The 19,703-nt window shown below is 74.1% G+C and carries 18 protein-coding genes; 15 read left to right on the plus strand and 3 right to left on the minus strand.

The annotated features are described in order from the left end of the window. The first annotated feature begins 68 nt into the window (after positions 1 to 68). The 3 genes from moaA (at position 69) to NHG27_RS07080 (ending at position 1,854) form a co-directional block, all read left to right on the plus strand. On the plus strand, positions 69 to 1,091 hold the full coding sequence (gene moaA / locus NHG27_RS07070; protein ID WP_497015491.1) for a GTP 3',8-cyclase MoaA: 1,023 nt from the start codon (positions 69 to 71) through the stop codon (positions 1,089 to 1,091). An 86-nt stretch (positions 1,092 to 1,177) separates the two neighbouring features. Next, the gene (locus NHG27_RS07075) at positions 1,178 to 1,432 is read left to right on the plus strand and encodes a MoaD/ThiS family protein (protein WP_193720578.1); all 255 of its coding nucleotides are present in this window, start codon (positions 1,178 to 1,180) and stop codon (positions 1,430 to 1,432) included. Positions 1,433 to 1,434: 2 nt separating this feature from the next. Continuing rightward, positions 1,435 to 1,854, plus strand: a complete 420-nt coding sequence (locus NHG27_RS07080) for a hypothetical protein (RefSeq protein WP_193720577.1) — start codon at positions 1,435 to 1,437, stop codon at positions 1,852 to 1,854. Positions 1,855 to 1,967: 113 nt separating this feature from the next. Here NHG27_RS07080 and NHG27_RS07085 read toward each other — a convergent pair whose 3' ends face one another. Then, positions 1,968 to 2,861, minus strand: a complete 894-nt coding sequence (locus NHG27_RS07085; RefSeq protein WP_497015433.1) for a ketopantoate reductase family protein — start codon at positions 2,859 to 2,861, stop codon at positions 1,968 to 1,970. Positions 2,862 to 3,047: 186 nt separating this feature from the next. Here NHG27_RS07085 and NHG27_RS07090 point away from each other — a divergent pair, with 186 nt between their 5' ends. Continuing rightward, complete coding sequence (locus NHG27_RS07090; protein ID WP_497015434.1) at positions 3,048 to 3,704, plus strand: hypothetical protein; 657 nt, start codon at positions 3,048 to 3,050, stop codon at positions 3,702 to 3,704. A 37-nt stretch (positions 3,705 to 3,741) separates the two neighbouring features. Here NHG27_RS07090 and NHG27_RS07095 read toward each other — a convergent pair whose 3' ends face one another. Beyond that, positions 3,742 to 4,335, minus strand: coding sequence for a DUF4240 domain-containing protein (locus NHG27_RS07095; protein ID WP_497015437.1), 594 nt, complete (start codon positions 4,333 to 4,335; stop codon positions 3,742 to 3,744). Between the two features lie 100 nt (positions 4,336 to 4,435). Here NHG27_RS07095 and NHG27_RS07100 point away from each other — a divergent pair, with 100 nt between their 5' ends. Then, positions 4,436 to 5,332 (plus strand): glycosyltransferase family 2 protein, encoded by an 897-nt coding sequence (locus tag NHG27_RS07100; protein ID WP_497015438.1) that lies wholly within the window; start codon positions 4,436 to 4,438, stop codon positions 5,330 to 5,332. 12 nt (positions 5,333 to 5,344) lie between these two features. Here the strand turns inward: NHG27_RS07100 and NHG27_RS07105 are convergent, their stop codons facing one another. Further along, complete coding sequence (locus NHG27_RS07105; protein ID WP_497015439.1) at positions 5,345 to 6,949, minus strand: ABC-F family ATP-binding cassette domain-containing protein; 1,605 nt, start codon at positions 6,947 to 6,949, stop codon at positions 5,345 to 5,347. A 225-nt stretch (positions 6,950 to 7,174) separates the two neighbouring features. Here NHG27_RS07105 and NHG27_RS07110 point away from each other — a divergent pair, with 225 nt between their 5' ends. From NHG27_RS07110 to NHG27_RS07155, 10 genes are all read left to right on the plus strand, one after another. After that, the gene (locus NHG27_RS07110; protein WP_193720571.1) at positions 7,175 to 9,460 is read left to right on the plus strand and encodes a carbon starvation CstA family protein; all 2,286 of its coding nucleotides are present in this window, start codon (positions 7,175 to 7,177) and stop codon (positions 9,458 to 9,460) included. 11 nt (positions 9,461 to 9,471) lie between these two features. Then, on the plus strand, positions 9,472 to 9,669 hold the full coding sequence (locus tag NHG27_RS07115) for a YbdD/YjiX family protein (RefSeq protein ID WP_497015441.1): 198 nt from the start codon (positions 9,472 to 9,474) through the stop codon (positions 9,667 to 9,669). Positions 9,670 to 9,716: 47 nt separating this feature from the next. Next, a complete protein-coding gene (locus tag NHG27_RS07120) occupies positions 9,717 to 10,907 on the plus strand; it encodes a sensor histidine kinase (protein ID WP_497015442.1) in 1,191 nt (396 codons plus the stop codon). Continuing rightward, positions 10,904 to 11,731 (plus strand): LytR/AlgR family response regulator transcription factor, encoded by an 828-nt coding sequence (locus tag NHG27_RS07125; RefSeq protein ID WP_193720568.1) that lies wholly within the window; start codon positions 10,904 to 10,906, stop codon positions 11,729 to 11,731. Before NHG27_RS07120 ends, NHG27_RS07125 begins: the two co-directional genes overlap by 4 nt. Next, positions 11,728 to 12,177 (plus strand): heavy metal transporter, encoded by a 450-nt coding sequence (locus NHG27_RS07130; RefSeq protein WP_497015444.1) that lies wholly within the window; start codon positions 11,728 to 11,730, stop codon positions 12,175 to 12,177. Before NHG27_RS07125 ends, NHG27_RS07130 begins: the two co-directional genes overlap by 4 nt. Then, the gene (locus NHG27_RS07135; protein WP_497015445.1) at positions 12,174 to 13,643 is read left to right on the plus strand and encodes a sodium/solute symporter; all 1,470 of its coding nucleotides are present in this window, start codon (positions 12,174 to 12,176) and stop codon (positions 13,641 to 13,643) included. Before NHG27_RS07130 ends, NHG27_RS07135 begins: the two co-directional genes overlap by 4 nt. A gap of 237 nt (positions 13,644 to 13,880) precedes the next feature. Further along, entirely contained in the window at positions 13,881 to 15,197 is a 1,317-nt protein-coding gene (gene aspS / locus NHG27_RS07140) for an aspartate--tRNA(Asn) ligase (RefSeq protein ID WP_497015447.1), read from the plus strand. Positions 15,198 to 15,356: 159 nt separating this feature from the next. Then, positions 15,357 to 16,145 carry an ABC transporter ATP-binding protein gene (locus tag NHG27_RS07145; RefSeq protein WP_497015449.1) on the plus strand — a complete coding sequence of 263 codons (789 nt, stop codon included), beginning with the start codon at positions 15,357 to 15,359 and terminating at the stop codon, positions 16,143 to 16,145. Further along, positions 16,142 to 18,748 carry an FtsX-like permease family protein gene (locus tag NHG27_RS07150; RefSeq protein ID WP_497015451.1) on the plus strand — a complete coding sequence of 869 codons (2,607 nt, stop codon included), beginning with the start codon at positions 16,142 to 16,144 and terminating at the stop codon, positions 18,746 to 18,748. The genes NHG27_RS07145 and NHG27_RS07150 overlap by 4 nt, the downstream gene beginning before the upstream one ends. A 45-nt stretch (positions 18,749 to 18,793) precedes the next feature. After that, a complete protein-coding gene (locus NHG27_RS07155) occupies positions 18,794 to 19,660 on the plus strand; it encodes a universal stress protein (protein ID WP_497015453.1) in 867 nt (288 codons plus the stop codon). The last annotated feature ends 43 nt before the right edge of the window (positions 19,661 to 19,703 follow it).

The raw sequence follows: 19,703 nt of genomic DNA on the forward strand, positions 1-19,703 counted from the left end.
CCGCGCACGCCGGGCACGTCGCGTCCGGTCACGCGCTCCCCGGGCGTGCGACGCCGCCGGACGCTCTCCTGCCAGGCCGCACGGCGCCGTCGGGCCGCGCGGCCGTTCCCGGGCTCGTCGACGGGTTCGGCAGGCGACACCGCGACCTGCGGATCTCGCTGACAGACCGGTGCTCCCTCCGGTGCACCTACTGCATGCCCGCCGAGGGGATGCCCTGGCTCCCGTCGGACGACCTCCTGACGGTCGCCGAGATGACCAGGGTCGCGGCCGTCGCGGTGCGCCACGGCGTCGAGGAGATCCGCCTCACGGGCGGCGAACCGCTCCTGCGCCCCGACATCGTCGAGATCGTGTCCGGGCTCGCGTCCCTCCCCGGCGCCCCCGAGGTCTCGATGACCACCAACGGCCTGCGCCTGGCGGCGCTCGCGGACCCGCTCCGGGAGGCAGGGCTGCGACGGCTCAACGTCTCGCTCGACACGCTGCGCCGCGAGCGGTACACCCTCCTCACGCGGCGTGACCGCCTGGGCCAGGCCCTCGACGGCCTCGCGGCCGCCGACCGGGCCGGGTTCACCGGCACCAAGCTCAACGCGGTCCTCGTGCGAGGGGTCAACGACGACGAGCCCGCCGAGCTCCTGCGGTTCGCGCTCGACCGCGGCTACGAGCTGCGCTTCATCGAGCAGATGCCGCTCGACGCGGGCCGGACCTGGACGCGCGAGGGCATGGTCACGGCCGATGAGGTGCTCGCCTCGCTCACCGGGGCCTTCGACCTGGTCCCGGTCCCGACCCGCGGCGCCGCTCCCGCCGAACGGTGGACGGTCGACGGGACCGACGCCGTCGTCGGGATCGTCGCCTCCGTGACACGGCCCTTCTGCGGCGCGTGCGACCGGATCCGCCTCACGGCCGACGGTCAGCTCCGCAACTGCCTGTTCGCGCGCGACGAGACGGACCTGCGCACGCTCCTGCGCGCAGGGGCCGACGACGAGCGGATCGCGCAGGCCCTCGGCCTCGCCGTCCGGACCAAGGCCGCGGGCCACACGGTCGGCAGCCCCGGGTTCCGGCAGCCCGATCGCGGCATGTCCGCGATCGGCGGCTGAGGCCTGCGCCGCCCGGCACGTCACCACCCGAGAGCACCCGAGACCACCCGAGACCACCCGAGACCACCCGAGAGAGGAACGACGAGATGCCCGCCATCACCCTGCGCTACTACGCCGCGGCCCGTGCCGCGGCGAACGGCCTCGACGAGGAGGTGATCGAGACCGAGAGCCCCGCGTCGGCGCTCCGCGTCAGCGCACGCCGCCACGGCGAGCCCATGCGCCGCGTGCAGGTCGTGTGCTCGTTCCTGCAGGACGGACGCGCGCTGCGCCCCGAGGCCGCGGACGCCCCCGTCGCCGGTCCCGTGACCATCGACGTGCTCCCACCGTTCGCGGGAGGGTGACCGTGCGGCCGACGCCAGAGCTCTACCCGCCGCTCGACGCCGAGCAGGCGACCCTGGTCCCGTGCTGGCACCGGCGAGCCGGGCTGCACGGACCCGTCACCAGCGGGTGGCCGCTCGTGGCGAGCGTGAGCCAGCTCGCCACGGTCATCGTGATCCTGTGGTGCGGGCTGCGTGCCTACCCCGTGATGACGACGCCCGTGGCCGTGCTCCTCGTGGGGGCGGCTCTCGTGACCCCCTGGCTGACCTCGGTCGTGGTCTTCGCCGTCGGACGTGCGCGGTTCCGGCAGCTCGAACGTCGGTACGTCGCCTGGCTCGACGGGCTGACCCCCGAGCAGCGTGCGCAGCACGGTCGGCGCGCCCAGGCCAGGCTCCACGAGCACCGGTCGGCGCCCCGGCACTGGGTCGTGCCCGCCGACTGGTAGGTGGGCACGAACCGCGCCGCCCTCCGGCCGCCTCCCGCGCCCGGCTGGCCTCCCGCGCCCGGCGGCCGGGCGGGGGGACGGGGAGCCGGGCGGGGAGGGTGAGCCGGCCGGGCCTAGGAGAGGTCGGCGACGAGCCGGGCCGTGAGCGGTGCCGCGACCCCGTGACGCTCTGCGGCACGGACCACGGCGCCGCCGATCGCGTCGACCTCGAGCGGTCTGCCGGCCTCGGCGTCGCGCTCCATCGAGGACCGGGCCCCCGCAGAGAAGCGGTCGTAGAGGGCCAGGGCGGCGGCGGGGTCCGACGCCGCACCCGAGGCCGCCGCGACGGCCGCGACCTCCGCGACGAGCGTCTCGAGCTCGGACCGGTGGGCCGTGCGCACCTCGCCGACGGTCGCGCGGTGGCGCGTCGTGAGCAGGGCCAGCGGCGCCAGGAACGACAGCTTGGCCCACACGAGCGCTGCCTCGTCGGCCCGGACCGTCGTCGTGATCCCCGCACCTGCGAGGAGGGTGCGCACCGCCTCGACCTTCTCCGCGGCCACGTCCCCGGGAGCGAGGTCGATCTCGACGAACGGGCTGCCGTGCACGATCTCGCCCGGTGCGACGCGGGTCGCCTCGACCCGGATCACGGCGGGCAGGACGCGCGCGGAGCCGTACCGGGCGCGCAGCAGGTCGAGGTGCTCGACGCCGTTGAGCAGCGGGACCACCACCCCGTCGGCAAGGGCCTCGGGCGCGACCAGGTCCAGGGCGTCGGCCAGTCCGGTCTGCTTGACGGCGACGAGGAGCACGTCGACGGGGGAGTCGAGGTGCGTCGTCGCCCGGACCGCGACGTCGAGGTCGCCGAGCTGGGCGCTGCGGACGTGCAGCCCGTCCCTGTCCAGGGCCTCGGCGGTGGCGCCCCGCGCCACGAACGTCACGTCGCTGCCCGCCCGGACGAGCAGCGCGCCGACGAGCCCGCCGACCCCTCCCGCACCCAGCACGGCGATCTCCCGCGGCTCGTCGTGTCCCATCATGGTCTCCTTCGTCCTGGCGTTCACCGACCCAGGAGACCACGCGGGCGCGCCGGGGCGTCCTGCGTCGTCAGGGTGCCGGGGTGTGATCGTCGTCACGCGCGACCCTCCGGCCGGTCGTGCCGAGCGCGCACCAGGGCGAAGGAACGAACCGGGCAGGTGCCTCGTTGGTGCTCACGACAGCCCGTGAACGCACCGGCGGACCAGGCCGGTGGCGTCCAGGGACGGACGAACGTGCGGACGCCGCACAGCAGGGACGACGAGATGCCGGTGCAGCCGACCGAGACCACCCGCCCATGGACGTTCGACGCCCGCGCAGGTGTCGTCAACGGGTTGACGACCGCCGCCTGGTACACCGTGCCCGACCTCGTCGAGCGCCGCAGCACCCGGGCTCTGCTCAAGACCGTCTGCGGGGTCGCGGGCTGCGTGGTGCTCCTGCGGACGGTCGACGGGCGCCAGGCGATCGACGGCGTCCGCAAGGTCCGCGACGCGGTGCGGGACGCGGGGAGGGAGCCCGACCCTGCGGGCGTCGGGCCGTACGACGGGTTCGCCGCCGACGTCGACCGTGCGCACGTCGAGCCCGGTGCCTCCGACGGCACGGCCTCCCACCTGACCCCTGTCGGGATCACCACGACCGGGAAGGTCGCGATCGCGGTCGGCGCAGCCGTGGTCGTCGGGGCGACCGCCGCGCTCGGCGTCGTCGGGGAGAAGGCTGCGTACCGCTGGGGCGAGCGGATGCGGGCCCGCGGCGTCCGCGCCCCGCACCTGCGGGTCGGGCTGGTCCTCGGGGCGGCGTCGGCCCTGCTGGGTGGGCTGAACCCGCCGCCTCTCGAGGACGACTGAGAGGCGGGCACGCCCGCAGGCCGGTGCGGGGGAGCGGTCAGCCGAAGAGCGCCGTGAGCCGCGGGAGCCGACGGCGGTTCTCGTCCTCGTCGTCGAAGTCCCAGCTCTCGCCGCTCGGGTCGGCGGAGGGGCCCGCCTCGTTGCCGTGCCCGGAGGAGGACGCCCCCGCCGCCCGCGCCGAGTAGTACGACTCGTCGTCGCGGCCCGTCGACTGCGCCCAGGCCCGTCGCACGAGCGAGCCGAGCGACTCGTACCCGAACCAGCCGGTGTCGTCGCCGGACATGCCGGAGACGACGGGGTGGTCCGCGAGCGAGTCCGGGGCCGCGACCGCCCGGGTGAACACCTCGCGCCCCGCGAGGACCAGGCCGTCGCGGAAGTCCATGAACCCGTCGTCGCTGCAGCCGCCCTCGATGAGGTAGGCCGCGCCCCAGACCGGCCAGGCGTAGGCCTCGGCGCCCACGTCGTCGGCAACGTCCGCGAACGCGAGGATCTCCTCGGGCTGCAACCGTTCGACGAGCAGGGAGGTCAGGGTGCGGGGGAGCGGGTCGTCCGGGGCGCCGCGGTCGTCGGCCCCCCGCCCGGCGCGGGCACGGGCGTCGTCGAGGATCTGCCAGAAGGTGTCGTGGTCCATGCCGGGAAAGGTAGGGACCGCCACCCACACGACGCTCCGCACCGGACGACCGGGACGACCCGGGCGCGGTCGGCCGCCGCGGCGCCGCTAGCATCGTCGCGTGCGAGCAACCGTGGGCGTGGTCGTGACCGGGTTCGACCAGGGAGACCTGGTGCGAGAGGCCGTCGGGTCGGTGCTGCGGCAGACCCGAGCACCCGACCAGGTCGTCGTGGTCGACGACGGCTCGACCGACGTGCGGTCGCTCGCGGTCCTCGACGTGTTGGCGGCCGACGGTGGCGTGCAGGTCCTGCGCCAGGAGAACGCGGGGGTGAGCGCGGCGCGCAACGCCGGCCTGTCCGCGTTGGGCACCGACCTCGCGGTCGTGCTCGACGGCGACGACCGCCTCGCCGAGACCTTCGTGGAGCGGACCGCGGCCCTCCTCGAGGAGGACGCCGACGTCGTCGGCGCCTCGTCCTGGCTGCGCATGCACGGCGTCGCCCACGCGATCGCCCGTCCCGCCGGGGGAGCGGCGGTCGACTTCCTCCACCGCAACGCCTCGCCGGCCACCGTGATGCTGAGCCGTGACCGCTGGCGCGCGGCCGGAGGCTACGACGAGCGCATGCGGGACGGCTTCGAGGACTGGGACTTCTTCCTCGCGCTGCTCGCGGCGGGCGGGCGGATCGAGATCGTGCCCGAGCCGCTGATCGAGTACCGCACGTCACCGACCTCGGCCAACGTGCGGAGCATGGACAGGCGTCTCGAGCTCTACGGCCGCCTGGTCGACCGGCACCGCCCCCTGTTCGAGGAGCACCTGCGTGCGGTGCTCCTGGCCCAGGAAGCGGCGTCGATCGCGCGGCTCGACGCCTGGGAGCAGCTGGTGCTCGACCATCCGGAGGTCCCGGTCGACGACGCCACGTACGGGGACGGTGGGATGGCCGCGGTCGTGCGGATCGCGACGGCCCGTGCCGCGGCCGCCACGCCACCGACCCGGGCCGTCGTCCCCGTCCCGCAGGACTGAGTCAGCCCCGAGTCAGAGGGCGCCGGTCGCGGCGGTCTCGACCACGTTCCCCGCGCCGTCGAACGTCAGGAGCCGGTCGGCGACCTTGTCGATGAAGTAGCGGTCGTGGCTCACGACGACCACGGCACCGGGGAAGTGCGCGAGCGCGCGCTCCATGACCTGGGCGCTCGTGAGGTCGAGGTGGTTGGTCGGCTCGTCGAGCACGATCACCGAGGCGCCCGACAGCAGGCACTGCGCGATCGCGACGCGGGCGCGCTGACCGCCCGAGAGCGTGCCGATCTTCTGCTTGAGCTCCATCTCGGAGAACTGCAGCATGGTCAGGAACCGGTTGACGTTCTTCTTGGTCGCCGAGTAGGCGAGCGTGCCGGGCGCCGCGCTGACGGCGTGGGCGACCGTGTCGTCCAGGTCGAGGTCGGCCACGACCTGGTTGTAGGAGACGAACGTCGAGTTCTTCTTCCACGTGATCTGCCCGGCGTCCGGCGGGGTGACCTCGGTGAGCACGTCGAGGAGCGTCGACTTGCCGGACCCGTTCGCGCCGACGACGGCCACGCGGTCGCCGCGGTGCAGCGAGAAGGTCAGGTCGCTGAACAGCGGAGCGCCGCCGAACCCCTTGGCCAGCCCCTCGACCTCGACGAGGCGGTCGCTCACGTGCAGGTCCGCGTAGATCGTCGTGATGACCTGGTCGACCGGGCGCGGAGCCTGACGCTTCTTGATGTCGGCGAGCTTGCGCCTGAGGCCGCGGCTCTTGTCCTTCGCGGCCTGCTTGCGGGCGTCGCTCGCCTCGACCTCGTACGCGAGCAGCTCCTCCTCGTGCGCGAACTGCCGCTCGATGGTCTTGAGGCGCGACTGCTTGGCGTGCACGTAGTCGGAGTACCCGCCCTCGTACTCGTGCAGGCGACGGTTCTCGATCTCGACGATCCGGTTGACGGCGCCGTCGAGGAACTGTCGGTCGTGGGAGACCACCAGCACGGCGCCCGGGTAGGTCTGGAGCCAGTTCTCGATCCAGCGCACGCCGTCGAGGTCGAGGAAGTTCGTGGGCTCGTCGAGCAGCAGCACGTCGGGGCGCTGCACCAGGATCCGTGCGAGCGCGGCGCGGTTGCGCCAGCCGCCCGAGAGCTGGTCGACGGGCAGCTCGCGGCGCTCGGCGTCGAACCCGAGGCGCGTGAGGACCGTGTCGATCGTGTTCTCGTACGACCACCCGTCGAGCGCGTCCATGCGCTCGAACAGGTCGGCCTGCTCGGTCAGGAGGCGGGTCATCTCGTCGCCGCCGTCGTCCATGAGGTCGGGCTCGGCGAGGCGCTCGCCGATCGCGTCGAGGCGCGCCTGCGTCGAGTGGACGTCGGCGAACAGCTCGCTGAGCTCCTCGGCCGCGCTGCGGTGGCCCGCGAGCTCCGAGAACTGCGAGAAGTAGCCGATGCTGACCCCGAGGTTGACGTCGACCGTCCCGGCCGTGGGTTCCTTGCGGCCCAGGATCAGCTCGAGGAACGTCGTCTTGCCCGTGCCGTTGCGGCCCACGAGCCCCACGCGCTCGCCCTCGCGGAGCTTGAGGTAGGCGTCGCGCAGCACGACCTTGTCGTCGAACTGCATGCTCACGGCGTTCAGGCGGATCAGGCTCACGAAGGTCCTCTCGGGCACCGTGCCGGACGTCGGCACGACCCCGAACACTACGCGGGCCGCCTGTCCGCACCCGTGCCGGCAGCCGTCCGGCGACCGTTCGTCGCACGGCGCCTACCGCTCGTCGCACACCTCGACCGCCCGTCGACGTGACGTGGATCACGGGCCCACCGGGTCCCTAGCCTGGCCGCGTCGGACGCAACGACGCGACCTGAGGAGAGAGAACTGATGACGACGACCACCCGATCGACGGCGGAGGACGCCCGGGACGACGGGCTCGCGCCCGATCCGACCCTCCCGCCCACCGCGGTCCCCGAGTCCGCGCTCAAGCCCCGCTGGACCTGGCAGAAGGTCGTCCTCTGGACCGGCATCGCGCTGCTCGGCGGCGTCGCCTGGGTCATGCTCGCGCTCGTGCGCGGCGAGACCGTCAACGCCATCTGGTTCGTGTTCGCCGCGGTGTGCAGCTACCTGATCGGCTACCGCTTCTACTCCAAGGTCATCGAGCGGTACCTCACGCGCCCCGACGACCGCCGCGCGACCCCGGCGGAGGTCCGCTCGGACGGCAAGGACTACGTCCCGACCGACCGCCGCGTGCTGTTCGGGCACCACTTCGCCGCGATCGCGGGAGCCGGCCCCCTCGTCGGCCCCGTCCTCGCCGCGCAGATGGGCTACCTGCCCGGCACGGTGTGGATCATCGTCGGCGTCATCCTGGCCGGTGCCGTGCAGGACTACCTCGTCCTGTTCTTCTCGATGCGTCGCGGCGGGCGCACGATCGGCCAGATGGCCCGCCAGGAGCTGGGGCGCATCGGCGGCACGGCCGCGATCGTCGCGTCGCTGCTCATCATGCTGATCATCGTCGCGATCCTCGCGCTCGTCGTCGTGAACTCCCTGGGCGAGAGCCCGTGGGGCGTCTTCAGCGTCTCGATGACCATCCCGATCGCGCTCTTCATGGGCGTGTACCTGCGCTACCTGCGCCCCGGTCGCATCACCGAGGTCTCGATCATCGGCTTCGTGCTGCTCATGGCCGCGATCGTGGGCGGCGGCTGGGTCGCGAACACCACGTGGGGCGCGGACCTGTTCCACCTCGACCGCACGACCATCGCGATCGGCATCATCATCTACGGCTTCATCGCGGCGGTCCTGCCCGTGTGGCTGCTCCTCGCCCCGCGCGACTACCTCTCGACGTTCATGAAGATCGGCGTCATCGTGATGCTCGCGGGCGCGATCGTGATCGTGCGCCCCGAGATCTCGGTGCCCGCGGTCAGCGAGTTCGCGAGCGGCGAGACGGGGCCGGTGTTCTCCGGCTCGCTCTTCCCGTTCCTGTTCGTGACGATCGCGTGCGGCGCCCTGTCCGGCTTCCACGCCCTCATCGCCTCGGGCACGACGCCCAAGCTGCTCGAGAAGGAGCGCCAGGCGCGCTTCATCGGGTACGGCGGCATGCTCATGGAGTCGTTCGTCGCGATCATGGCGCTCGTCGCCGCGATCTCGCTCGACCGCGGCATCTACTTCGCGATGAACGCCTCCGCCGCCGCGACGGGCGGGACCATCGAGGGGGCCGTCGCGTTCGTCAACTCGCTCGGCCTGGCCGGTGTGAACCTCACGCCCGACATGCTGTCCTCGACCGCCGCGGCGGTCGGCGAGGAGTCGATCGTGTCCCGCACGGGTGGCGCGCCCACGCTGGCCCTGGGGCTCGCGCACATCATGCAGCAGCTGTTCGGCGGCGCCGCGATGATGGGCTTCTGGTACCACTTCGCGATCATGTTCGAGGCCCTGTTCATCCTCACGGCCGTCGACGCCGGGACGCGCGTCGCGCGGTTCATGCTGCAGGACTCGGTGGGCAACGTCGTGCCCCGCTTCCGGGACGTCACGTGGCGGCCGGGGGTGTGGCTCTGCACCCTGGTCATGGTCGCGGGGTGGGGCAGCATCCTGTACCTCGGGGTGACGGACCCCCTCGGCGGGATCAACACGTTCTTCCCGTTGTTCGGCATCGCCAACCAGCTCCTCGCGGCCATCGCGCTCGCGGTCGTCCTGGCGATCGTCGCCAAGCGCGGTCGCTCGTACGTCCGCTGGCTCTGGATCGTCGCGGTGCCGTTGGCCTTCACCGCGGTCGTGACCATCACGGCATCGTTCGAGAAGATCTTCTCGCCCGTGCCGGCGGTCGGCTACTGGGCCAACCACAACGCGTTCAAGGACGCGCTCGCCGCGGGCGAGACGTCGTTCGGCACGGCTCCCTCGGTCGAGGCCATGGAGGCGGTCGTGCGGAACACGTTCGTGCAGGGCACGCTGTCGATCATCTTCGTGGTCCTCGCGATCGTCGTCATGGTCGCGGCCCTCGTGACGACCGTGAAGGCGATCCGTGCCGGGGGCGGTGAGAACCACGAGGACGAGCCCGTGGCCTCGCGCCGCTTCGCCCCGGCAGGCCTCCTCCCGACCGCGGCCGAGAAGGAGATCGAGGCCGCGTGGGCCCAGCTCCCGCCCGAGAAGCAGCCGGTGTCCTCGGGCGGGGGGCACTGATCGTGGGGCCCGTGCGCGACGCGCTCGCCCGAGCGGCGAGAGGTGCGGCCTGGTACGTCCGCCAGCTCATGGGCGACGACGCGTACCGGGTGTACGTGAAGCACCGCCGCGCCGCGCACGGGCCCGACGTCCCGGTCCTGGACGAGCGCCAGTTCTGGCGCCAGCGCATGGACGACCAGGACCGCAACCCCGGTGCCCGCTGCTGCTGAGGCGGCGAGCGGTCATCCACCGGGGCGGACCGGAATAGGATCTCGGCATGTCCGGACCCGTGTTCACCGGGGCCGTCGTCGGCCTGGTCGTCGGCGTCCTGCTCACCGCCGCACTGGTCCTCGCGTGGCGGCTCGCACGCGGCACGCGCGAGCTCGGCAGCGACTCGGAGCGGGCGACCTTCAGCACCCTGCACCTCGCGTCGCGTGCGGCCAAGCACCTGCGTGACGGCCTCGACGGGGACGACGTCGGCCGCGCGGCCCGGCACCTGCGCACGTTGCTCGGCTGCGACGCGCTCGCTGTCGTGACGCCCGACGGGGTCGTCGCCCTCGACGGCCCGACCGCCCTGCGGTCCGAGGCTCGGCGCGTGGGCGCCCGGACGATCGAGACCGGGAGGCGACAGGTCTACACCAGCGGCGAGCCGTCGTCGGGCACACCGGAGGCCGTGGGGGCACCCGTGCTCGCCGGCGGCGTCGTCGCGGGGGCCGTCGTCGCATTCGCGACGCGCGTGCGCCCGCCGCTCGTGCGCGCCACGGGCGAGGTCGCGCAGTGGTGCGCCGCCCAGCTCGAGCTCGGCGAGCTCGAGGCCTCGCGCACGGCGCTCGCACAGGCCGAGCTGCGGGCCCTGCGTGCACAGATCAGCCCGCACTTCATCTACAACTCGCTCGGCGCGATCGCCTCCTTCATCAGCACCGACCCCGAGCGTGCACGGGACCTCGTGCTCGACTTCGCGGACTTCACGCGCTACTCGTTCCGGGGGCGCGGCGACTTCACGACGCTCGCCGACGAGCTCGGCAGCGTGCACTCGTACGTCGAGCTCGAGCGCGCAAGGTTCGGCGACCGTCTCACCGTGACGCTCCAGATCGCGCCCGAGTCGTTGTCGACCGTCATCCCGTTCCTCAGCGTCCAGCCGCTCGTCGAGAACGCCGTCCGGCACGGCCTCGAACCGCGCGAGCGCGGCGGACGCATCGTCATCAGCGCACGCGACGAGGGCACCCAGACGGAGATCACGGTCGAGGACGACGGCGTCGGCATGTCCCCCGAGACGCTGCGGACCCTGCTCGCGACCGGCTCGCGCGCGACCAACGTCGGGCTGCGCAACGTCGACACGCGCGTGCGCCAGCTCTACGGCGACCAGCACGCGCTCGAGATCGAGACGGAGGAGGGCGCGGGTACCCTCGTCCGGATGCGCGTCCCGAAGTCCCAGCCCCAGCACGAGACCGAGGTGAGCAGGAGATGAGCCACGACGAGACCCCCGCCCGGCCCGGCACCTCGACCGGCAGCCCCGGCGGTGCGGGCCTGCCCGGCGGCGTCGACGTCCTCGTGGCCGACGACGAGCGCCCCGTGCTCGACGAGCTCGTCCACCTCCTGCGCAGCGACCCGCACGTGCGGTCGGTGCACGGCGTCGCATCGGGGGCCGAGGCGCTGCGCCGCCTGTCCGAGCACCCCGTGCACGTGGCCTTCCTCGACATCCACATGCCCGGCCTGTCCGGGCTCGACCTGGCCCGGGCGTTGTCGTGCTTCTCGGTCCGGCCCGCGGTGGTGTTCGTGACGGCCGACGAGGCCCGGGCCATCGAGGCCTTCGACGTCGAGGCCGTCGACTACGTCCTCAAGCCCGTGCGCCGCGAGCGGCTGGCCCGGGCAGTGGAGCGCGCGGTCGCGGGGCACGTCGCAGCGGGACGTGCGCCGGGCACCGATCGAGGGGCGCCCGACCGCACCCCGGCCGACGAGACCATCGCCGTCACCGTCGGGACCACGACGCGCGTCGTGCTGCGCTCGGCCGTGCGGTGGGTCCAGGCGCAGGGCGACTACTCGCGCCTGGTCACGGACACCGACAGCTGTCTGGTGCGCGAACCCCTGTCCGACCTCGAGGAGCGCTGGGCCCCCGCGGGCTTCCTGCGCGTGCACCGCTCGTACCTCGTCGACCGGTCCGCCGTGACCGCGGTCCGGCTGGGCGGATCGCACCCCGTCGTCGTCCTCGCGGGGCACGAGGTCCCCGTGAGCCGGCGCATGGCCCCGGCGGTGCGCGACGCGCTCCTGGGCCGCACGGGTGGCCGTCCGTGAGCTCGGGCGCGCGGCCCCCGCGGGTCGTCGTCCGCTCGACCGACCCGACGACCCCCGTCCGGACCGACGCCCCGGGCGCCGCGTGGGCCGGGGCGGGAGGGACGCCGTCGGGCAGGGCGAGCGCGGGCAGGGCGCCCGGGAGCGCGGACGCGCCCGGGCCCGACGGCGGGAGCGAACCAGCAGCCGTCTACGCCCGCAGCCTCGCACGCGCCCAGCTCCGGCTCGCGCTCGCGTGCGTCGCGTCCTTCCTGGCGGTCGTCGCGCTGCTCACGGTCACCATGAGCGCCGTGCCGACGCTCGGCGACGTGCACGTGCTCGGCGTGCCCCTCCCGTGGCTCCTGCACGCGTACGGCTTCTACCCCGTGATCGGTGCGTTCGCGCTCGTCTACGCCCTCGCGGCCGCGCGCAACGAGCGCCGCTTCCGGGCCCTGGTGGAGGACGAGTGACCTCCGCGCTGCCCCTGGTCGCGGTCTGCCTGCTGCTGCTCGCGACCGGGATCATCGGGTTCTACGGGCTGCGGATCTCGCGCACCACGAGCGACTTCTTCGTCGCCTCGCGCACCGTGCGGCCCGTGTGGAACGCGTCGGCGATCAGCGGCGAGTACCTGTCGGCCGGCACGTTCCTGGGGCTGTCCGGGCTCGTGCTGCTCTCGGGGGCCGAGGCGTTCTGGTTCCCCGTCGGGTACGCCGCGGGCTACCTGCTCGTGCTGCTGTTCGTCGCCGGGCCCCTGCGGCGCAGCGGCGCGTACACGATCCCGGACTTCGTCCAGGCCCGGCTCGACTCGCTCGCGGCACGCCGCGTCACGAGCGTCCTGGTGCTCGTCATCGGGTGGCTGTACGTCGTCCCGCAGCTCCACGGGGCCGCGCTCGTCATCACGACCGTCGCCCCCGTCCCGCCGTGGGTCGGCTCGGTCGGGGTCGCGGCCGTCGTGAGCGCCGTGGTCGCCGCGGGCGGCATGCGGTCGGTCACGTTCGTCCAGGCGTTCCAGTACTGGGTCAAGCTCACGGCGCTCGCGGTCCCCGTGCTCTTCCTGCTCGTCGTGCTCGGCGGGCAGGACCTGGCGCTCGACCCGGCCCAGGTCTTCCCGCCCGAGGCGGGTCCGCGGTCCTACGACACCTACACGACGGCCTCGCTGCTCCTCGCGCTGCTGCTCGGGACGATCGGCCTGCCGCACGTCCTGGTCCGCTTCTACACGAGCCCCGACGGGGTCTCGGCCCGGTGGACCACGGTGGTGGTGATCGGGATGATCAGCGTCTTCTACATGGTCTCGAGCACCATGGGCCTGGTCGCGCGCGCGGTCGCGCCGGACCTCGCGGCCCCCGGCGTCGCGGACACGGTCGCGCTGGTCCTGCCGTCGCGGCTCGTGCCCGGCCCGGGCGGAGACCTGCTCTCGGCGCTCGTCATGGCCGGGGCGTTCGCGGCGTTCCTCGGGACGTCGTCGGGTCTCGTGGTCTCCCTCGCCGGGGTCGTGAGCCAGGACCTGTTCGGCGGCACGGTGCGCTCGTTCCGCTGGTCCGCGGTCGCGTGCACGCTCGTGCCCCTCGCGTTCGCCCTGGTCACGATCCCGCGAGGCCTCGTCACGAGCGTCGGGACCGTGTTCGTGTTCGCAGCCTCGGCGCTGTCCCCGACGATCCTCCTGGGCGTGTGGTGGCGGCGCCTCACGGCGCGCGGCGCGATCGCGGGCATGGTCGTCGGCAGCGCGCTCTGCGCCGCGGCGCTGCTCGTGACCTCGGCGGTCGGTCCGGGCGACGGGCTCGCGCGCAGCCTCCTGGCCCAGCCCGCGGCCTGGACAATCCCGCTCGCGACCGCCACGACCGTCGTCGTGTCCCTGCGGGACCGGCGCGGCCCGCAGCCCCGCACCGACCGCTTCCTGCGGCGGCTGCACGTGCCCGAGCGCGCCCCCGGGCGCTGAGCGCACCGACGGCGGACGGCGCGAAGAATGCGCGCGACGTCCGGGCGGCCCGTGGGTATCGTCGGGGACGGCGGACGTGAGGCGTGACGACCCTCGGCCTGGACCTCGTGGCATGGGCAGGCGTCCCCCGCGCGTGCGGCGTACCGACGAGAGGCCGGGACCTCCCGGCGAAGGAGTGGTGGCACAGCGACCTAGCCCCCGCCCGCTCCTCCAGGGCCTTCGCCTGCTGGAGGAACCATGAGACCACCGACCCCACCCGTCGCCCCCTCGACCGCGGCCCGGACCCTCGCCGCTGACCTGCCCGCCGCACCGCCGGGAGCCACGGTCACGCTCCGCGGCTGGGTGCACCGCCGCCGGGCCCTGGCCGCCGTCACGTTTCTGGTGCTCCGCGACCGCTCGGGCCTCGCCCAGGTGGTCGTGCGCCCGTCAGACGGGCAGGACGTGCCCCCGGAGGAGACCGTGGTCGAGGTCACGGGGGTCGCGACCGCGAACGCCCAGGCGCCCGATGGGGTCGAGGTGACATCGCCGACCGTCGTCCTCCTCACCGACCCCGCGGCGACGCCGCCCGTCGAGCTGTGGCGTCCCTCGCTCGACGTGGGGCTGCCGACCCTGCTCGACCACGCCGCGGTCGCGTGGCGCCACCCCGCCCAGCGTGCCCGGTGGGAGGTCGCGGCCGCGTCGTTGCGAGGCTTCCGCAGCGCCCTCGACGCGCAGGGCTTCACCGAGGTGCAGTCGCCCAAGATCGTCGCGGCGGCGACCGAGTCGGGTGCGGACGTGTTCACGCTCGACTACTTCGGGCGGCCGGCCTTCCTCGCCCAGAGCCCGCAGCTCTCCAAGCAGCAGCTCGTCGGGGTGTTCGAGCGCGTGTACGAGGTGGGGCCCGTCTTCCGGGCCGAGCCGCACGACACCGTGCGCCACCTCGCCGAGTACGTCTCGCTCGACGTCGAGCTCGGCTTCGTCCGGGACCACCGCGACGTGCTGCGGGTGCTGCGCGACGTCCTCGCGGGCATGGTCGCGGCCGTCCACGAGCACGCCGGGGACGCCGTCGAGACCCAGGGCTTCGCCGTGCCCGTCGTTCCCGCCGAGATCCCCGTGATCCACTTCGCCGACGCGCTCGCCCTCCTCGGGGCGCCCGCCGACGAACCCGACCTCGCGCCCGAGCACGAGCGCGCGCTGGGACGGTGGGCGCTCGCCGAGCACGGCAGCGACCTCCTCGCGGTCGAGGGCTACCCGATGGCCAAGCGCCCCTTCTACACCCACCCGCAGCCCGACGACCCGCGGTGGAGCAACAGCTTCGACCTGCTCTTCCGTGGACTCGAGCTCGTCACGGGCGGGCAGCGGCTGCACCGGTACGCGGACTACGTCGCGGCGGTCACGGCCCGCGGCGAGGACCCCGCGGCCTACGCGACCTACCTCGAGGCGTTCGAGCACGGCATGCCGCCCCACGGGGGGTTCGCGATCGGCCTCGAGCGGTGGACCGCGCGGCTCACGGGCGCGACCAACGTCCGCGAGGTCACGCTGTTCCCGCGCGACCTGCACCGGCTCGCGCCCTAGCGGGCAGGGACGGGGCGGGGTTCGCGGCGGGGCCGGAGCCCTGGCCCCGGCCGCCCCCCACGGGGGGACAGCCCCACCCCGCTCGGGGGACAGGCCGGATGGTCCGGTTCGTCCCCCGCTCGCTACGTTCGAGACTCGCACCACGACAGGGGTCTCACGTTGAGGACACAGACGAGCAAGCGGGCCGTCGCGGCATCCGTCCGGGATGCCGCGGCGGCCTCGCCGTACGCACTGCAGGTCACGGGGATCACCCGGACCTACACCGCGGGAAGACGGTCCGTGCACGCGTTGCGGGGAGTGTCCCTCGCGCTGCCCCGCGGCGGCTTCACGGCCGTGATGGGGCCGTCGGGCTCGGGCAAGAGCACCCTCCTGCACTGCGCGGCAGGACTCGACCGACCGAGCAGCGGGTCCGTTCACCTGGGCGGCGCGGACCTGTCCGGGATGACCGAGGACGAGCTCACGGCCCTGCGCCGTAGCAGCATCGGGTTCGTGTTCCAGGCCTACAACCTCATGGGGTCGTTGACGGTCGCGGAGAACGTCGGGCTGCCGCTGCGTCTCGCGGGCGCGCGGGTGGACCCGGCGTGGCTGCGCGAGATCGCGGCCCGCGTCGGGATCGAGGACCGCCTCGGCCACCGCCCGAGCGAGCTCTCGGGCGGTCAGCAGCAGCGGGTGGCGATCGCGCGAGCGCTCGTGACGCGCCCCGACGTCGTCGTCGCGGACGAGCCGACCGGGGCGCTCGACACGCGCACGAGCAAGCAGGTGCTCGAGCTGCTGCGGTTCCTGGTCGACACGCTCGGCCAGAGCGTCTTCATGGTCACGCACGACCCGGTCGCGGCCTCGTTCGCAGACCGCGTCGTGTTCCTGGCCGACGGTCAGGTCGCGGGCGAGCTCGAGCACCCCACCCCGAAGCAGGTCGCCGACCGCATGACGCACCTCGGGGAGTGGTGAGGGTGCTGTCTCTCGCGCTGAGCACGTTGCGCTCGCGCCGCAGGAGCTTCGTGGGCCCGTTCGTCGCGCTGTTCCTGAGCGCGATGCTCGTCGCGGCGTGCGGGCTGCTCATGGAGTCGGGCATCCGCCAGGGCATCAGCCCCGAACGCTACGCGGGCGCCGACCTGGTCGTGACCGCGAAGCAGTCCCTCGCGGTCGACGTGGACTACGACGAGCCCTTCGGCGGGCGGGTCCCCCTGCCTGCCTCCGCGGTCGACGAGCTCGCCGCGATCCCCGGGGTCGAGCGCGCGGTGGGCGACGTCGGGGTGGCGCTGGGCGCCGTCGGGCCGTCCGGGGAGCCGGCCGGGACGATCGACGGGCGCCCGCCCGTGGGGCACGCCTGGTCCACCGCGGACCTGGGACCGTTCGTCCTCGTGCACGGCGAGGGCCCGACGGCGCCGGGCCAGGTCGTGCTCGACGACGCGCTCGCCGCTCGGCTCGCCGTGGGAGCAGGCGACGACGTCACCCTGGCCGTCGGTTCGACGCCCGGGGAGTACCGGGTGACCGGGGTCGTCCCCCCGCCTGTCGCGGCCGGGGCCCTGCGCCAGGGCGTGGTGTTCTTCACCGACGAGCAGGTCGCGGACCTCGCCGCAGGTGGGCACGGCACGAGCGGCCTGCCTGGGGCGGCAGGCGCGGGCGGCGAGATCGACGCCGTCGGGATCGTGGCCGCGGACGGGACGGACGTCCGGGCGCTCGCCGCGGACGTGCGCGAACGGACCGGGCTGACCGTGCACACGGGCGCCGCCCGCGGCTCGGTCGAGTTCGCCGACGCCTCCGGTTCGGCGACCACGCTGATCGCGATCGCCGGGAGCTTCGGCGGGATCATGCTCATGGTCGTCGTGTTCGTGGTCGCGAGCGCGCTGGGCCTCGTGGTGCAGCAGCGACGGCGCGAGCTCGCACTGCTCCGCGCGGTGGGGGCGACGCCTCGCCAGGTCCGCCGGATGATCTCGGCCGAGATGCTCGTCCTGTCGACGACGGCGGCCGTCCCGGGGGCGCTCCTGGGCATCGTCGCGGTCCGGGGCCTGCACGCCCTGTTCGTCCGGGCGGGGGTCGTCTCGGCGGACTACCCGGTCGCGGTGGGCCCGGTGCCGGTCCTGGTCGCGGTGGTGCTCACGGTGGGCGTCGCCTGGGTCGCGGGGCGGATGTCCGCCCGGCGTGCGATCAGGGTCAGGCCGGTCGAGGCGCTCGGCGATGCCGCCGTGGAGACCCCGCGCCTGGGCGTCACGCGCACGGTGATCGGGGTGGTCCTGCTCGCGGGCGGGGTGTTCCTGTCGATGCTGCCCGCGTTCGTCGCGGGCGAGGACGCGCTCGCGGGGGCCGCGCTGTCCGGCATGGTGCTCGTGATCGCGGTCGCGCTCCTGGGCCCGCGGATCGTGCACGGCCTGGTGCTGCTCGTCGAGCCGTTCCTGCGGCGCAGCCCGCACGCGAGCACCTACCTCGCGGGCCGCAACACCCGCGCGAGCTCGCGGCGGCTCGCGGGCGCGGTCGTGCCGCTCGTGCTCGCGATCACCATGACGGTCGTGCAGGTCTCGCTCGGCGCGGCGCAGGTGGCCGAGACCGAGCGCCAGGTGGCTGACGGGCTGCGGGCCGACCTCGTGCTCGCGAGCAGCGGCACGGGGCTGTCTCCCGATCTGGCAGGACGGGTCGCGAGCGTCCCGGGCGTCGCCTCGGTGACCCCGACCGTCCGGAGCCAGGGCCTCGTGCGCTTCGCGGAGCCGGACGGCACGCTCACGGCCGAGGCGCTGAGCGCGCAGGGGGTCGACCCGTCGGACCTGGCCGCCGCGATCGACCTGGACGTGCGCGAGGGGTCGACCGACGACCTGCACGGGGAGTCGGTCGCGCTCAGCGTCACGGGGGCGAGCAAGGCGCGGGCCGGGCTCGGGGACACGATCGAGCTCTGGCTCGCGGACGGCACCCGGACCGAGCCCGTCGTCGTCGCGATCTACGGCCGCGGCCTGGGGTTCGGCGACGCCCTCCTCCCGCACGACCTGGTGCTGGGCAGCACGGGGGACGGGCTCGACGGCTCGTTGCTCGTGGTGGCCGAGCAGGGGGTCGAGGTCGCCGGGCTCGCGGCCTCGCTCGATGCCGCGGTCGCTGCGCTCCCGGGCGTCGAGCTCGCCGACCGGGCCTCGCTGGTCGCTGCCGAGAAGGCGGCGCTCGAGGCCAACACATGGACCTCGATGATCCTGCTCGTCGTGCTGTTCGGGTACGTCGCGCTCAATGTCGCGAACTCGCTGGTCATGTCGACGGCCGAGCGCCGGCGCGAGCTCGCGCTGCTGCGCCTGGTCGGTACCCGGGACCGGCAGGTCCTGCGGATGATGCGGGTCGAGACCGGCGTGGTGGTCGGCATCGCGGTGCTCATCGCGACCGTGATCCTCCTGCCGCCGCTCACGGGCATCAGCCTCGGGCTGAGCGAGGGGCAGCGGGCGACGCCCGCGCTGTCTCCCACGGCGTACCTCGCGACAGTCGCGGGCGCGGGGGTCGTCGGGTACCTCTCGATGATCCTGCCGACCCGTGCGGCGCTGCGGGGCCGACCGGTCGAGAGCATCGGCCTGCGGGAGTGAGGGCCCGCCCTCGCGCCGGAGCCAGGACGGGGCGACCATGGACCTATGTCCACGGGACCGGTCGTCGTCGGGTATGACGGGTCGCCCTCGGCGACCTCCGCAGTGCGCTGGGCCGCGCGCGAGGCCCGACGGCGCGGCTCCCGTCTGGACGTCGTGCTCGCCCGGGACGCGCACGACACGCACCTCGATCCGTCGATGCCCGGCGGCGGCGAGAACGCGCAGGCGGGTGCCCGGGCGCTCGCGGCGCGCGGTCGTGACACGGCGCTCGAGATCGAGCCCGACCTCGAGGTCGAGGCGACCGTCGAGTACACGACCCCGGCCGCGACGCTCGTCGGGACCTCGCTCGACGCGTCGGTCGTCGTCGTCGGCTCGGGGGACCACGGGCGTGTGCGGGGCGAGCTCGGCGGGTCGGTGGCGCTCGCGGTCGCCGCGCACGCGCACTGCCCGGTCGTCGTGGTGCACGGTGACGTCGAGGCGCTGCGGGACGTGAACCTGCCGGTCGTCGTCGGCGTCGACGGCTCGACGCACTCGAGCGGGGCGCTGCGCCACGCGGCCGATGTCGCCGTCTCGCGGGGGGCCTCGCTGCGGGTCGTGGTGGCGTGGTGGACGCGCGCCTCGGTCCATCTCGAGAGCTACGTCGCCGCGGAGTTCCCGCGCGAGCGTGCCGAGAACGGCGCCGAGCGGCTGCTCGCGGCCGCGCTCGCGCAGGTGCACGACGAGTTCCCGGACCTGGAGGTCGACGGGTCGGCTGTCGAGGCACAGCCCGCTCCGGCGCTGGTCAGGGCGTCGGAAGGGGCTGAGCGCCTGGTCGTGGGGTCCCGTGGGCGGGGAGGGTTCGCAGCGCTCGTCCTGGGGTCGGTGAGCCATGCGCTCGTGCGTGAGGCGCACTGCCCCGTGACGATCGTGCGCTGAGGTTCGTTCCCGTCGCCGGTCGTGATCCCGACCACATCTTCGG

The organism is Oerskovia sp. 140933 (genome assembly GCF_059651515.1).